This window comes from Marinomonas arctica (assembly GCF_003259225.1).
Classification (GTDB): Bacteria; Pseudomonadota; Gammaproteobacteria; order Pseudomonadales; family Marinomonadaceae; genus Marinomonas; species Marinomonas arctica.
The window spans coordinates 1-14777 of record NZ_QHJF01000019.1 but is presented as its reverse complement, the minus strand read 5'-3'; the positions used below and the strand labels follow the sequence as shown (position 1 = coordinate 14777).

The 14777-nt window shown below is 45.2% G+C and carries 15 protein-coding genes; 7 read left to right on the top strand and 8 right to left on the bottom strand.

All coding sequences use genetic code 11. The features are described 5' to 3' along the window. Genes DK187_RS12290 through DK187_RS12280 form a run of 3 tightly spaced genes read left to right on the top strand, consistent with a single transcriptional unit; the run spans nt 1 to nt 2994 of the window. Nucleotides 1-999, top strand: coding sequence for an ABC transporter ATP-binding protein (locus DK187_RS12290; protein WP_111607647.1), 999 nt, complete (start codon nt 1-3; stop codon nt 997-999). Then, nucleotides 999-2009: an ABC transporter ATP-binding protein gene (locus tag DK187_RS12285; RefSeq protein ID WP_111607646.1), complete on the top strand. Its 1011-nt coding sequence runs from the start codon at nt 999-1001 to the stop codon at nt 2007-2009. Before DK187_RS12290 ends, DK187_RS12285 begins: the two co-directional genes overlap by 1 nt. 49 nt (nt 2010-2058) lie before the next feature. Next, on the top strand, nt 2059-2994 hold the full coding sequence (locus tag DK187_RS12280) for a LysR family transcriptional regulator (RefSeq protein ID WP_111607645.1): 936 nt from the start codon (nt 2059-2061) through the stop codon (nt 2992-2994). 46 nt (nt 2995-3040) lie between these two features. Here DK187_RS12280 and DK187_RS12275 read toward each other — a convergent pair whose 3' ends face one another. Beyond that, a complete protein-coding gene (locus DK187_RS12275) occupies nt 3041-4534 on the bottom strand; it encodes a putative bifunctional diguanylate cyclase/phosphodiesterase (protein WP_162623513.1) in 1494 nt (497 codons plus the stop codon). 196 nt (nt 4535-4730) lie between these two features. On the opposite strand from DK187_RS12275, the gene dbpA reads away from it, so the two are divergent. From dbpA to guaD, 3 genes are all read left to right on the top strand, one after another. After that, the gene (dbpA, locus tag DK187_RS12270; RefSeq protein WP_111607643.1) at nt 4731-6113 is read left to right on the top strand and encodes an ATP-dependent RNA helicase DbpA; all 1383 of its coding nucleotides are present in this window, start codon (nt 4731-4733) and stop codon (nt 6111-6113) included. A gap of 30 nt (nt 6114-6143) precedes the next feature. Next, nucleotides 6144-6515, top strand: a complete 372-nt coding sequence (locus tag DK187_RS12265; protein WP_111607642.1) for a VanZ family protein — start codon at nt 6144-6146, stop codon at nt 6513-6515. A gap of 120 nt (nt 6516-6635) precedes the next feature. Beyond that, complete coding sequence (gene guaD / locus DK187_RS12260) at nt 6636-7937, top strand: guanine deaminase (protein ID WP_111607641.1); 1302 nt, start codon at nt 6636-6638, stop codon at nt 7935-7937. Nucleotides 7938-7945: 8 nt separating this feature from the next. Here guaD and DK187_RS12255 read toward each other — a convergent pair whose 3' ends face one another. Further along, nucleotides 7946-8245 (bottom strand): helix-turn-helix domain-containing protein, encoded by a 300-nt coding sequence (locus DK187_RS12255; RefSeq protein ID WP_111607640.1) that lies wholly within the window; start codon nt 8243-8245, stop codon nt 7946-7948. After that, on the bottom strand, nt 8238-8552 hold the full coding sequence (locus DK187_RS12250) for a transcriptional regulator (RefSeq protein WP_111607639.1): 315 nt from the start codon (nt 8550-8552) through the stop codon (nt 8238-8240). Before DK187_RS12250 ends, DK187_RS12255 begins: the two co-directional genes overlap by 8 nt. 142 nt (nt 8553-8694) lie before the next feature. Between DK187_RS12250 and DK187_RS21100 the strand changes: the two genes are divergently transcribed. Beyond that, the gene (locus DK187_RS21100) at nt 8695-8856 is read left to right on the top strand and encodes a hypothetical protein (protein ID WP_162623512.1); all 162 of its coding nucleotides are present in this window, start codon (nt 8695-8697) and stop codon (nt 8854-8856) included. A 10-nt stretch (nt 8857-8866) separates the two neighbouring features. On the opposite strand, the gene DK187_RS12245 is transcribed toward DK187_RS21100, so the two are convergent. From DK187_RS12245 to DK187_RS12225, 5 genes are all read right to left on the bottom strand, one after another. Continuing rightward, nucleotides 8867-9370 carry a hypothetical protein gene (locus DK187_RS12245; RefSeq protein ID WP_111607638.1) on the bottom strand — a complete coding sequence of 168 codons (504 nt, stop codon included), beginning with the start codon at nt 9368-9370 and terminating at the stop codon, nt 8867-8869. Between the two features lies 1 nt (nt 9371). Beyond that, nucleotides 9372-10184, bottom strand: coding sequence for a hypothetical protein (locus DK187_RS12240; RefSeq protein WP_111607637.1), 813 nt, complete (start codon nt 10182-10184; stop codon nt 9372-9374). A 38-nt stretch (nt 10185-10222) separates the two neighbouring features. Then, the gene (locus DK187_RS12235; RefSeq protein ID WP_111607636.1) at nt 10223-12325 is read right to left on the bottom strand and encodes a site-2 protease family protein; all 2103 of its coding nucleotides are present in this window, start codon (nt 12323-12325) and stop codon (nt 10223-10225) included. Nucleotides 12326-12337: 12 nt separating this feature from the next. Then, nucleotides 12338-13675 carry an efflux RND transporter periplasmic adaptor subunit gene (locus tag DK187_RS12230; RefSeq protein WP_111607635.1) on the bottom strand — a complete coding sequence of 446 codons (1338 nt, stop codon included), beginning with the start codon at nt 13673-13675 and terminating at the stop codon, nt 12338-12340. A gap of 3 nt (nt 13676-13678) precedes the next feature. Further along, nucleotides 13679-14777 (bottom strand): putative Ig domain-containing protein (locus tag DK187_RS12225; protein WP_204355627.1); only part of this gene is annotated, 1099 nt, incomplete at its 5' end.

Sequence of the window (14777 nt, the reverse complement as noted above, 5' to 3'; positions counted from 1 at the left end):
ATGAATTTACTCAGCGTCAGCAACCTCCACGTCAACTTTCACACCAAGGAGCGCGAACTCGCAGCACTCATTGACGTCAGCTTCACGCTAAACCGTGGAGAGCGCATCGCTATTGTAGGGGAATCTGGTGCGGGGAAATCGGTATTGGGCTTCTCTATTGTGAACTTGATTGGCAAACCTGGGTATATCGAGTCTGGTTCCATTAAATTAGAAAACAAAGAACTGACTAAGATGAATCTGCGTCAGTTACAAGAAATTCGTGGCAAACGCATTGCGATGATATTTCAAGACCCTATGATGACGCTTAATCCCGTTATAACCATTGGCGACCAGCTGGTCGAAACCATCCGCAGTCATACCAAAATTTCTTATAAAGACGCGCGTAATATTGCCATCGAAAAACTGCATCACGTCCAAATAGCCTCGCCTGAAAGACGTTTTAACCAATACCCACACGAATTATCTGGCGGCATGAGACAAAGGGTGATCATTGCTTCGGTTTTGTTGCTAAACCCAGACATCATTATTGCAGATGAACCAACAACGGCACTGGACGTCACCATCCAAGCGGAAATTCTACAACTGCTTCTGGCAATTTGCAGAGACAATGGCGTGGCGTTAGTGCTAATTAGTCATGACCTTGGTGTGGTGTCTAAAGTGGCCGAGCGGACTCTTGTCATGTACGCCGGTCATATTGTCGAAGAAGGACCCACACTGGAAATCATTAATGATCCGCAACATCCCTATACACAGGGCTTACTAAATGCCTTACCCCAAATGACCTTACCGGGACAAAGATTGAATCAAATTCAAGGCAGTATGCCATCTTTGGCTGAGCGCCCTTCCGGTTGCGCCTTCCACCCTCGATGCCCTTACGCCACGCAAAAATGCCGCGAGCAACAACCACGTTTTATTTACAGTGGCGTGTCTAGTGTGGCCTGCTTTTTAGTAGAAGACATGCTCAATGAGTTTGCTGAACAAGATCAGGAGGCAAACTGATGGCCACCCCTCTTATTCAGATTAGCGGTTTAGAAAAAGCTTTCTCCACCAATGAAAGCTGGTTCAGTCAATGGCGCTTCCATCAAGGTAAACTCAAACGACACAAAGACAGTGTTCATGCCCTTAATGGCGTCAATCTCACGATCAACCAAGGTGAAACCTTATGTGTCGTCGGTGAAACGGGTTGCGGCAAATCCACATTAGCACGCGTTATTATGGGGTTAACCACCCCAAGTGCGGGGGAAATACATTACCTTGATCAGCGCATAGACCAACTAAACAATCGCCAACGCATGTTTTTTCGTCGCCGCATGCAAATGGTATTTCAGAACCCTTATGCGTCTTTAAACCCTAGAATGACGGTTTACCAAACGCTCAGTGAGCCCATTTCTTTCCACAACCCACAGTTTTCACAGGCTCAAGTGGACGAGCAAATTGACGAATTACTCGAATCCGTAGGCATTTCTGCATCAAGTTCAGACCGCTACCCCCATGAGTTTTCGGGCGGTCAGCGCCAACGCATTAGCCTTGCCCGTGCGCTTTCTGTGGAGCCTGACTTTATTGTCGCCGACGAGCCTTTATCCGCCTTGGACGTATCAGTACAAGCTCAAGTGCTTAACTTAATGATGGATAAACAAGAAGAACGCAATTTAAGCTATTTGTTTATCACGCACGACCTTGCCGTAGTGGAGCATTTCGCCACACGGGTGGCGGTTATGTATTTAGGACGCGTATGTGAATTAGCCCCGACCCGCACTTTATTCAGCGCGCCTAAGCATCCTTATACCAGAGCCTTGTTATCAGCAATCCCGCGCTTGGACAGCAATATTGCACAACCCATTCGTTTAATTGGTGAGGTGCCAACCCCAACGGAAAAACCTATTGGCTGTGTTTTTCAGGCTCGCTGCCCTTACGCAAATCAGCGCTGTTATGAACAATCCCCTGCGATGGTGCTACAAAATGACGGCAGTAGCGTGGCTTGCCATGCGATTGAGGAGGGAAGATTATGATTCTCTCAGCATTACTCAAACACACGCCTTCGTTCTCATGGGAGGTTGTATGGAAATAAGATGGCTTGAAGACTTTATTGCGCTCGCAAAAACACGTCATTTTTCACGTGCTGCGGATGAGCAAAACGTCACACAACCAACCTTTAGCCGACGCATTAAACTGCTCGAAGAGGAAATGCGCGTCACCCTGATAGACAGAAACACCCTGCCTTTGTCTTTAACGCCAGCAGGAGAAGTCTTTCTTCAAAGTGCGGAGCTGATCACGAGACAATTACGAGACGCCAAAGAGCGCTGCCAAGAAATTCGCAAACAGGAAGAGTCTCAAATACGCTTTGTCACCACACAAACGCTGTTTCTGAGTTTTTACAAAGACGTCATTGAACCGTTTTGTCAAAGTATCAATGTTGATTTAGACATCAACATGAAATCAAGTTCATGGTTAGGGATTGATTTTGTCAATGCGCTTATGGACCAACAATGCGACATCATGTTGTGCTACTGGCACCCTGCTATCAACTTTATCCGCGCCCTCGATGATGAACAATACGAGCATTTGGTTATTGCCGAAGAGACACTTATTCCATGTAGCGCAACAGACAACACAGGGCAACCCAAATTCACCCTACCCGGAGTGAAAAGAAAACCACTGCCTTATATTGGCTACTATGAAAACTCTTTTTTACAGCCTGTGATACATCACCATCTACAGCGTCAAAGAGACATCCCGCAGCTGCAGACGCTGTCCGAGAACTATCATTCGGTCAGTATCAAAGCCATGGTGAAAGAGGGCTACGGCATAGGTTGGATTCCCAAACGCCTGATGCTAGACACATTAAACTATGGAAAAGTAGCGTTGGCAGGAGAAGCCAACTGGAACATTCCGCTGGAAATACGACTATACCGTTCAAGGTTTAATCAGAACCCTAATCTCACACAATTCTGGGATACATTAAAAGAAAAAGTACGTAAAGACGGTACCTTGTAATGGCATCGCTAAGCGTCTAGCTGGCCATCAATATTTTAACAGCAGACTAGAGCGCCTGTTCGTTCAGCGCGACAATCATAGGATCACTCGCTAAAGAATCCGCACCAAGTGCTTTACTGAACAAATAGCCTTGGCCTATATCGCAGCCGTATTCACGTAACAAGGCAAGTTGCTCTAGACTCGTTATACCCTCAGCAATGACTTTTAAATTCAAACTGTGACTGAGGCTAATAATGGCATTCGTTAAAGCCGCATGACTTTTATCATTCACAATATTTCGAATAAATACCTGATCAATTTTCACATAATGGAAAGGCAGATCTTTCAAATAACTCAAACTAGAGTATCCCGTACCAAAATCATCAATGGCCAGTTTAATACCAAGATGACTCATCTCATTTAGAAGTTCAGCACAAATGGTTGCGTCTTCAATTAAAATAGACTCAGTTACCTCTACTTCCAACAAACTGGGATCAATTTGATACTTTTCTAACAAGGCTAGTAGCTTCATTAAAAAATCAGCACGTTTTAATTGCGCCGCTGAACAATTAATCGCAATAGGTGGCACGGCAATGCCCTGCTTTTGCCATTCCAGAATATGTCGAAACGTTTGCTCAAACACCCACTCACCCAAGGGCAAAATGACACCTGTTTGCTCAGCAATCGGAATAAACTCTGCCGGAGATACACACCCCAATTCCGCATCATTCCAACGTAATAAAGCTTCCATCCCAACACAGCGCTCTGTCATAAGATCTACTTTGGGCTGAAAGTGCATCTCTAAGCTTTCATTCTGTAAAGCTTGGCGTAAACGCGTCTCTATTCTGACATTACGCGCAAATTGTCGACCCATTTCACCATCGTAAAAATAATACGTGGCCCGACCCGCTGATTTGGCTCGATAAACGGCCATGTCAGCGTTCTTCATTAAGGTGGCCGCATCCAAACCAAACTCTGGATACACAGCAACACCAATCGAACAGCCAATATTTAGCGTCAACGCCTCGACGTAGTAACTCTGACTCACATGATCAATCACACGTTTTGATAAAGACACAAGATAGGGCTTATCTTGATCACTATCCAGCACCAATAAGACCAGAAAGGCATCGCCCCCCAAATACCCAATCACAGCCTTTGGTGGACAGACAAAAACCAGACGTTGCGCGACACTAGCCAGTAGCTTATCACCAACCTCGTGACCAAACGCATCATTGATGGTTTTAAAATGATCTAAATCCAATACGCATGCCGCTAATTTTTTATCTTGCGCATGACAGCTAAGAATTAACTGATTCAACTCTTGTTGAATTTGGTAACGACTAAATAACCCAGTAAGCTCATCTGTTTCGATGCGTTTATTGACAGAATCAAGGACAGCGTCATAATTCGACAAGAATTTTTTTGTATAAAAAGACAAAACCAAAGCCAAGAAGCTAAATACCCACAGCGAGCTAAACTCCCAAGGCATAAGGCTGGCGACAACACCACACGCAAAAACAGTACAGAAGACAATAGTGTGTGTGTGCTTATTTTTCACATTATTCCTTGAAGAAGTCATCATCGGCTCGTCAAAAGTCCGTAAACAAAATACTCTTTAATACAACTATATCTATACTAACGTCCACTGTACCTAAAAATAGCAAAATCAACACGGAATAAATGGCGAAGCAAAGTATTTATACTCGTTTTCTGGTATCCTCTGCCCATTATTTATTCTATCGAACGAGCCTCTTGTGATCCAATTTCAACACGCACTAAACAATTTGTTACCGACCAAACTTACCACACTACTTTCAGACATGGGTTTCACCACTTTTACCCCGATCCAAGAACAAAGCTTACCACCGATGATTGACGGTAAAGACATTCTGGCTCAAGCACAAACAGGCAGTGGTAAAACCATTGCTTTTGCCATTGGCCTGTTGCTAAAAATTAACCCACGCTTTTTTGGCGTTCAAGCTTTGGTTATGTGCCCGACACGAGAATTGGCTGATCAAGTATCAAAAGAAATACGTAAAATGGCTCGCTTTCAAGACAACATAAAAGTCCTGAGCCTATGTGGTGGTATGCCGTTTGGTCCACAGATTGGTTCCTTAGAGCATGGCGCGCACATTGTTGTGGGTACACCAGGTCGCTTAATGGAACACCTACGCAAGGGGTCACTGAAACTCAACGCATTAAACACACTCGTGTTGGATGAAGCAGACCGTATGTTGGATATGGGATTCATCGACAGCATACGTGAAGTGGTAGAGTTAACGCCAAGCAACCGCCAAACCCTGCTTTTTTCGGCCACCTATGGCGACGGAATTGAAGCCATTAGTGCTGAATTCCAAAACAACCCCATCAGCATTAAAGTTGAAGCACAAGAAGACCTTAAGCCGAATATCGAACAATTTTTTGTGCGCAGTGAAAACAAAGACAAATGTGAAACACTCCTCGCCACATTACAGCACTTTGAACCACGCCAAGCCATCGTGTTCTGCAACACAAAGGCAGAGTCACAAGTGGTTGCTGACTGGCTAGCAGAGCATAAAGTCGCTGCCCAGGCGATTCATGGCGATCTTGAGCAAAGACAACGTGACCAAGTATTGGTGCGTTTTAGCAACCAAAGTAGCTGTGTCTTAGTCGCTACCGATGTCGCTGCTCGTGGTATTGACGTAAAAGAAATTGATCTCGTCGTCAACTACGACACCACCCGCGATACCGATGTTCATACCCATCGTATTGGTCGTACTGGCCGTGCTGGCGCAGCAGGCATTGCCGTCAACCTCGTTACGTCAAAAGATGATTACAAAGTGCGTGATATTGAAACACGCTTTAACACCACGGCAAACTTTATCGAACTGGATGGCATTGATCCGCACTATCGTTTGATTCCACAAAAAACCACCATCTCTTTTGATGCAGGTCGTAAAAACAAGCTTCGTCCAGGCGACATCTTAGGCGCACTAACAGCGGGACTAGGACTGGATAAATCACAAGTTGGTAAAATCGATATTTTTGACTTTCATGCTTACGTCTCTGTTGACAACGAAGTGGCCAAAACCGTTGTCAAAGAGTTCGAAAACAAAAAGATCAAAGGCAAAAATATTCGCGCAAGAATTCTCAGATAACACCAACTGAGAGGATAAAAAGCGACCACCATGACTAAGTCATTTTATGTCACATGGCTAACATCCCCGACAGCACAAGCTGTCGGTTTTCTACTTGGCGCACTCATCATTAGTGTCTCCACTCTTACGCCTGCAGAATTTCTTCCTCCTGCGCCAGGTTCCGACAAAATTCACCATCTGCTCGGCTTTGGTGGCTGGACGCTACTGTGCGCCTTCGGTCCAATAAGACGTTTTGCCTATATGGCTTTGTCTATTGTCTTATGGGGTGGCATGATTGAACTTATCCAGCCCTATATTAACCGCCATGGTGAATGGTTTGATTTCTATGCAAATAGCTCAGGCGTCATCTTCATTGTCTTTAGCAAGCTCTTATTAGAACGTTTTTTTAAACACCCTATCTAAATAATCCTTTTCAATTAAAAATAGTTTGCTGAAAGACAGAAAAAGACCTGTTAAAGTATAACCAATCGGTCAAATATTTTTTAAAAAAAAGACATCCACTCAATATTAAAGAGAGATCAGATGAGCCATTTAAAAGCTTGGCGCGCCGCCATTATCCACTGCATTGCCGACCCAAAAGACGTTGGCGTGAATGCCGCCTATGAATACTTTGAAGATGGGCTCTTAGTTGTTGAAGGTGATAAAATACACGCTTTAGGTGACGCTACCGCACTTCTTGCGACATTACCGACAGACATCCACATAGAACACTATCCCGATGCCATTATCACTCCAGGCTTTATCGATACACATATCCATTACCCACAAACCGATATGATCGGCTCATACGGCGAACAATTACTCACCTGGTTAAACACCTACACCTTTCCAGAAGAAGGTAAATTTCACGATAAAGATCACGCACGCAATGTGGCAGATCGTTTTCTTAAAGAACTGTTACGCAACGGCACGACCACTGCATTGGTATTCGGCACAGTTCATAAGGTTTCTGTTGAGGCTTTTTTTGAGGCCTGCGAAGTGCATAACTTACGCATGATTTGCGGCAAGGTTATGATGGACCGCAACGCACCGGATTATCTAACAGACACACCGGAAACGAGCTATCAAGAAAGCAAAGAACTCATCGATACTTGGCATAACAAAGGCCGATTGCATTACGCCATCACACCGCGCTTCGCGCCGACCAGCTCAGATGAGCAGTTGCAATTAGCAGGCAAGCTACTCAGCGAATACGACGATGTGTATATGCACACCCACTTGTCTGAAAACAAAGATGAGTGCGCTTGGGTACAAGATTTATTCCCAGAGAGTACGAACTATTTAGACGTTTACGATCAACACAAACTGCTCAGCGAACGCTCCGTATTTGCTCATGGCATTCACCTTTGTGATAACGAATACCATAGATTACATGAAACCGGCTCAGCGATTTCCTTCTGCCCAACCTCCAACCTCTTTATTGGCAGTGGGTTGTTCAAACTTAATAAAGCAGAAGCGCATAAGGTCAACGTGGGTCTTGGCACAGACGTAGGCGGCGGAACCAGCTTCTCCATGCTGCAAACCATGAACGAAGCCTACAAGGTGATTCAGCTACAGAACGAGAACCTAAACCCAATCAAATCTCTATATTTATCTACTCTAGGTGGTGCCAGAGCGCTTCGTTTAGAAGATAAAATTGGTAACTTAGCAATTGGTAGTGAAGCAGACTTTATCATTCTAGACAAAAAAGCCACGCCTCTTCTCACATCACGCTTGGCCTTATCAAAAGGCATCGAAGAGACACTTTTTGTCTTTATGACCATTGGTGATGACAGAGCGATTCAAGCGACTTATTCCGCCGGGCAATGCGTACATAAACGCTAGATCGTTCATTAACCTCTGAGACTAAAGTCTTCTCGGATCACTTCTGGATGGCGAAAGGCAATCTCGATGAGCGCCTTAGCAGGTCCAGAAGGCTGACGACGCCCCTGCTCCCATTCCTGTAAAGTACGCGAAGAAATATGCAGCACTTTAGCAAATTCTTTTTGGGTTAAACCCGTTTTACCACGAGCCTCTGTCACCATATTAGGCTTTGCATGACTCAATCGTGCGGCTTTGCCCGCTTTCATTTCTTTAACAGACTGAAGCAGCTTGTTACCAAGCTCCTCTGCACTCAAAATCTCATTACTCATTTTCTAATACCTCACGAATCGACTTTAAGATATGCGCGGGTATACTTTCCCTAACGGCTTTTTTGTAAATCACTAATAACCAAATCTCACCATTTGCCAACCTAGTGAAGTAGATAACTCTTACTCCTCCACTTTTCCCTGAACCCGCAACCGACCAACGAACCTTCCTACACCCACCACTACCGACAATGGGGTCACCAATTTCCGGATTCGCAGCCAGCCAAGCCAAAAAAGAACTTCGTTCTTCCTCTGTCCAAATTTTTCTAGCATCCGCTTCAAATGTAGGCGTTTCAATAATAGTAAACATAATGACAAATATACGTCATTGACGGATCATTACAAGATCAACAAGGTAAAATGATGCGGTAAAACAAAAAATCCATGTCACTTTCTTTCAGTGTGGCCATTTTTTTATATAATCCGTGCATCACTTTATAAGGTCAAATACCATGAACTCTCTTGCTACTGTCGCCCTTGGTGCTTTTGCTATTGTTTTCTTTTGTTTCGCGCTGATGATTGGACTCATCGTCCTAAAAAAATACAAAGCAGAACAAACCAGGCTGAATCAACTAGCAAGAAAAAAAGCAGAACAAAATAAAGACACCCCATGACGGCCTAATACTATGGGTAAAGGCGCACAATCCCGCTTTTACCTTCCATATCGCCGAGAATCCAAACCTTCTCAAAGGCGTGAGGAACGGGAATAGTAATAAGATGCTCCAACGCTTTAATGTCTGCTTGGCTCCATGCAGGATGCGCGTTTCGAATCACCAGCCAAACACGTTTGGTGTCATACCGTTTACTGGCTTTATTCTCCAGAATCCGATTCAAAGAACACAACAAACGTTCGTCTGCTGGCTCTTCTTTTAGGGCTTGCAACACGGTACGTGTCACATCACTCAAGTCCCGGCCCAAAATCTCCATCGCCTCTTCTTCCGAACCATAAAGGTGCGCAATTTCCAGATCTAGGCGTTCACCTTCTAACATGCAGGAGACATCGGGGCGAATGGGGTCATTGTGCCAAATATGACGAATGTGTTTGCCCGTATTGCGCTCATAACAACGCATAAAAAGTTTCGCCGCTTGGTGTTCAAGCGCTATTTTTTCTTGCTGACTGCTGTGCATGTCAAATACCTTTTGGCAACGCCAAATATGCCATCACGGCACGGTCACGAACATGAGATCCCAAATGATATTGCTGCGCCCTGTAGTGCCGACAATACGCTATCGCATCGCCTTGAGCGTGCAAAAAGTCATTAGCGGCTAAGTTCGATAAGGCCTCGTGCCACTTTTGCATCAATGCTTCAGGCAGAGAAGGTAACGTAGACAAAATACGCTCAGCGGCTGAAAATTCGTTATTCATGGTCATGGCTAACATATCGTCGTTCGCCTCTCCCATCCAACTCACCCCATCTTCACGTATGTAGATCAATGGCATAAAAGGCGCCAATGCCGGGCACACATCATTACGATACACGTCAACTCCCCAATAACACTGAGCCACTTTAATAAACTGCTCAAAACTGGATATGTCAGCAAAACCTGAGTCGGCTAAAGGCAGTACTTCCACTCTCGGTTTATTAGGGTTGACGGTGTCATTAGAGACATCCAAATACCAGTTTCCCAACGTCATTGCATTTTGAAAATAAACGCCGCGTAAATCTCCCCATATTTTTTTTAATACCGCGCCTTGATCAAGAGCCTCACGTATCAAAGTTAAACCGACTCCTGTTGGCTGCAGAAGCTGAGCTTGTAAGGCGGTAAAAACAGCATCGCGGATTTCTTTGCAACGCCCTAATGGATAAATTTTTTCACCAAAATAAGGGTAACGAGGCACCAGATCCAAATCCACTGTCAAACGCAAAGTAGCTAAATCTTTCACTACCGCATCAACCTGTTCAGGTGTCCATTCAATTATTAAGCGATTCTGCTTTTTCATATCATCATTTTCATTTTAATATCGACATCAGGCCTGACTTAAAAACCAGACTCTCGAATAAACACCCCATAAAGATAACGCAACCCATCGACCAGAAAACTGGTTGGCTCAATGGCCAAACTCACCCTACCAAATTGTTGGCGATTAAGCTGCGTGCTTCCTTGCAATACCAGATGCACTTCATAGGTGGCTGTTTCAGGAACCAACTCATCGTTTAACTTTTGCGTTGCTATTGCACCGCCATGTGTTGAAGCAAGTCCTGGGTACTGTAAACGTTTTACCGCAATGGGGATAACCTTATCAATAAGCAAACTCGCCGCCAACGGATGGCCATCGTTGCCAATAAAAGAAGCCGCCTCACTGTGTTTTAAAGACGGGATAAAACGACCATCTATGTACGCTTTAACCATCAGACTTTCGTCATCATATAAGGTAGCTAACGCTGAACGCTCATTGACATAATCACCAACAGACAAGGGTAGCCATTCACCGATATAACCATCATAGGGCGCTTTAATTGCCAGCCTCTCTCTTTGTTCAAGCAAAGATTGTAGACGAGATTGCTCCCTCGCTATTTGCACCTGTAAACTAGAAAACGCATCCAGTATACCAGCGCCAGACCCAGCTCGCTGCCAACTGATCTGCAAGGCATTCAGCCTAGACTGGGTTAGCACAATTTGTTGCTCAACATCAGAAGATTCTAGCAATATTAACAGCTGTCCCTGCTTCACTTTCTCATTTGGCACCACCTGCCAAGCAACGACTCGACCCGCTTCACTCGGGTAAAGGGTTTGATGACGTTCAAACGTGACGACCGCAGGCACACTAATGTGTGTTTTCCATGGCACAACAAGAACAAGCAACCCTAAAACACAAAACAATACCGTCATTGTGGTGGCGCGATTAAACGACATATTTTTTCTCAAACTGATCCATACCTTTATTTCTTTCACTATTGGCAGCAGCACAAACCAAATAATTTCCACTAAAAACAGAATGATGCCTAATACTTTAAAAGCGAAGTAGTACACCAAAGCGGCAATGCCTAAAAATAAGAAAAACCGATAAATCCAAGTACACCACGCATAACTCACCATCAAAGCACATTTTTTTCGATTAAGAGGCTCTGGCGGTAAAAAGCCAAACCCAAATAAGCGCTCACGCAAAAACCACTTTCCGACTAAGAAAGAACGCGGTTGCAGGTTTTCCATGCCAAGAAAATCTGACAGCGCATAATAGCCATCAAAGCGCATAAACGGACTAATATTAATCAATAAAGACGAGATCCAACTGGTGGTAGCAACAAAGAACAACACACCGCGAAGACCACCATCAGGCACAATCCCCCATAAAAATGTCGCCACACAAGCAATATAAATTTCAACTTTCACCCCAGCGGTCACAATGCTTAAACGCTGAAAACGTGAACGCAAACGCCATGCGTCGGTCGTATCGGTATACAAAATGGGCGTCATCAGGAGGAACGCGACCCCCATAGAACTCACTCGACAACCGTAACGCTTAGCCACCAAAGCATGACCTAACTCATGGGCTGTTTTCACCAACACCAAGGCTAAAATGTAATAAACAATGGCAGATAAATTAAACAAGTCTTGAAAGGTATGAGTAAACGTCTCCCATTGCCTTAACACCATCACTAAGCCAAGGACACCAAGCACTAAGGCGATTCTGTCTACACGCCATTTAAAAAGATACTTCGCCAGTGGATAAAAGCGATTCAAGAACAAATCAGGACGAAAAAGTGGGATTTTGATAAATAAGTAATTGTGCAGAAGCCATGATAAAAAATGCTTTTTATGCCGGCTAACTTCCGTTCGTAAACGCATTAAATCTTTTTCTGTGCGAGCCTCCAAAAAATGATTCGACTCCAAGAAGCGCAGGAAATAATCAAATTCCTTCTCCTCCACGTCAATGCCTTTTTGAGCGAGCCGAGACAATAACTCATCATCGTGGCTCGCATAACGCCATTCTCGAAAAATATAAAAAGCGGTTCGGGATAAATAGTAAAATTTATTGCTCAGCGGATCAAAAATCTGCCAACGCGGCTCGCCATCTTCATCTGGCGGAGCCGTCAGCAAAGACAAATTTTGACGTAACTTAGGCAGTGCTTTCGCTTCCATTTGGACCGACACCTACAAACCCAAAAATTGACGAATAAAGGTAAGGGGGCGACGCAACAAATAATACGCTAAAGACACCTCATCACCATACAGTTTCGCCGTGCCACGTAAACCAATTCTTGGTGGCTTAATATCACCTTGTATATCTGCCACAATCCGATAGGCAATGATCTGATCTTGGGTCAAACTCGGCTCAAAAGACGAATAATTCACCAAAAATGGGATAGGATTTAAAGGATCGGTATCAAGAAATAATGTAACCTCGTTACCATGGTTTAACGATATAGCGTCAGTAACTGGCAGCCTAATTTCTAACTGTATGTTATTGGGGTCTGCAATCGACAAGATACGCTCGCCGACAACAACAGGACGACCTTTCCATTGTTCTGGGTCATCAAGCACCACAACCCCGGCTTTATCGGCCAAAATTTGTGTTTGATCAAGCTTGGTTTGTAAATAATTTCGCTCAATGGTTTTAAGCGCGACTTGAGACTCAAGCTCAGCCAACTCCGCTTTCTTTCGACGATCAACATAGCCAGCCTGTTCGGTGGTTCTAAGCTCTGCCATCGCCCTTTCTAATTCTCGCTGCGCAACGTCAAAGCGCCCTTGAAACTCGGTTTTATCCATGATGACAATAGGCTGTCCCACACTAACCAAGTCTCCAGGCTTAACCCTTACTTCACTTACCGCACCTGCGATAGCAGACGTCACGAGCAAAGCCTCTTTCGCAATAATCTCGGCAGGCGCTAGAACCGTTAAACGGACAGGCACAAAACCCAGCAAGATCACCACAAGCACTGTCACTAAGCTCACTTTCTTAGACAACAAGCGGCGTCGCCATACCCCCCATCCAGAATGGTGGACGAATACCTGCATCGCATGGGCATAACTGGAAGCCAAATGCTGCAACAGACCTATCTCTTTTTCTGTCCATGGCTGGGACTTCGCGAGCCAAAGAACCCCCACCCTTTGATTGGGTTTAGAGGGAATTAGCAAAGGCAGCCACAACATATACGGCGCCGTAAAATCGTTCAGATCATTCAACAGTGCCGCTGGCAAGCTTTTTGTCTCTATCGTGTGAACTTTGTTCACCTGATCGGAGGCATTCACCACCGCTGACACCTGTTCCAACCACGCACTAAATGGCGTGGTTCGATCCACCAAAGCGATATCACTGATCGCGTTTATTTTTAAAGATTCCAGTTCCGTCCCTGACAAATACACAGCGTGCTGATAAGGGACCAAATCTCTCGTTGTATTGACTAAAATAAAACCCAAGTCCGTCGCTGTTTCACAACAACGGACTTGCTGCTCTATTTGTAACAATTGAGCAATTGCATTGTCAGACATAAGTTAAGAAGCCAACAGCTTCATTAAGCCGCTCCCATAATCGTCATACTGCTCCGCAGCAACGGCCAATTGATCATCCAACGACATGAATACAGGACTGACATTAGTCACTGTGTCCGCTGGTGCTGTTTGCGGTAAACTCTCTAAATCCACTTCTATTTCCAATATCCGCACATTGCCATCAGCATCCACCGCGTTCACTTTTAACGTAATCGTGCCTTGTCCTGATGGTGGTGTCATCGTGACTTCACCCGTCGTAGGGTTGATTTCAACCCAATCTGGAAGCTGTGTCCCGTCTGCCAAGGTACCACTGTATCGAGCAACGGTGGAGGTATCCGCAATGGTAATAGACACTCGCTCCCCCTGCGGCACAATGGTTGCCACGGTTAAGCCTGTCGTATTGGTCGATACGCCACTGGCTTCTGAGACCTGAACCTGCCCATTGGCACCCACATTCACGGCCACTCTGGATTCAGACACCACAACCGTATTTGAGCCAGCAGTTTGTCCTACGCTCGGTGCATTATTTACTGGCGCTTCAGCGACGGGCTGAATCTGACTAACGCCAGCCGATGCTGTCACCTCAGTAAAGCCCCTTGAGCCTCCAGATGTTTCCACCACACCCGTTGGCAAAGCCGTAGACGTGGTCGTGACATCCGGCGCCGTAAAACTGGTGCTTTGAGTCGGCACTGGCACAGTCGGTGCTGCATCAGCCACTGGGCTAACAGGCGCGGAGACAGGAGCAGGGTTCAAAGTAAGCGTCACTGGTACTTTAACCTGACTACCACTGCGATCTGTCGCAACCACCTGCAATCTATTCGTGCCTTCGAAACCACCCTGCGGCGTTCCAGATATAGTGCGAGTCACCGCGTTAAAAACCAGACCCGTTGGCAGATTCTCAATACTCCATACCAGCTGATCACCGGCATCCACATCCGTAAATAAGTTAGCAGGCAAGGTAACAGGGGTAAATATTTGACCTGATGTTCCTGACATATTCACAAGGACACCAGTAATAATAGGAGCCTCATTCACATCATTAACACTAACAGTGACAGCTTGGGTGTCCATCAGGTTCCCTGTGCCGTTATCGGTCGCGACG

Excerpts from the sequence above, each read along its gene's own strand:
- DK187_RS12290 (WP_111607647.1), top strand. The coding sequence starts at position 1 with ATGAATTTACTCAGCGTCAGCAACCTCCACGTCAACTTTCACACCAAG.
- DK187_RS12285 (WP_111607646.1), top strand. The coding sequence starts at position 999 with ATGGCCACCCCTCTTATTCAGATTAGCGGTTTAGAAAAAGCTTTCTCC.
- DK187_RS12280 (WP_111607645.1), top strand. The coding sequence starts at position 2,059 with ATGGAAATAAGATGGCTTGAAGACTTTATTGCGCTCGCAAAAACACGT.
- DK187_RS12265 (WP_111607642.1), top strand. The coding sequence starts at position 6,144 with ATGACTAAGTCATTTTATGTCACATGGCTAACATCCCCGACAGCACAA.
- guaD (WP_111607641.1), top strand. The coding sequence starts at position 6,636 with ATGAGCCATTTAAAAGCTTGGCGCGCCGCCATTATCCACTGCATTGCC.
- DK187_RS12255 (WP_111607640.1), bottom strand. The coding sequence starts at position 8,245 with ATGAGTAATGAGATTTTGAGTGCAGAGGAGCTTGGTAACAAGCTGCTT.
- DK187_RS12250 (WP_111607639.1), bottom strand. The coding sequence starts at position 8,552 with ATGTTTACTATTATTGAAACGCCTACATTTGAAGCGGATGCTAGAAAA.
- DK187_RS21100 (WP_162623512.1), top strand. The coding sequence starts at position 8,695 with ATGAACTCTCTTGCTACTGTCGCCCTTGGTGCTTTTGCTATTGTTTTC.
- DK187_RS12245 (WP_111607638.1), bottom strand. The coding sequence starts at position 9,370 with ATGCACAGCAGTCAGCAAGAAAAAATAGCGCTTGAACACCAAGCGGCG.
- DK187_RS12240 (WP_111607637.1), bottom strand. The coding sequence starts at position 10,184 with ATGAAAAAGCAGAATCGCTTAATAATTGAATGGACACCTGAACAGGTT.
- DK187_RS12235 (WP_111607636.1), bottom strand. The coding sequence starts at position 12,325 with ATGGAAGCGAAAGCACTGCCTAAGTTACGTCAAAATTTGTCTTTGCTG.
- DK187_RS12230 (WP_111607635.1), bottom strand. The coding sequence starts at position 13,675 with ATGTCTGACAATGCAATTGCTCAATTGTTACAAATAGAGCAGCAAGTC.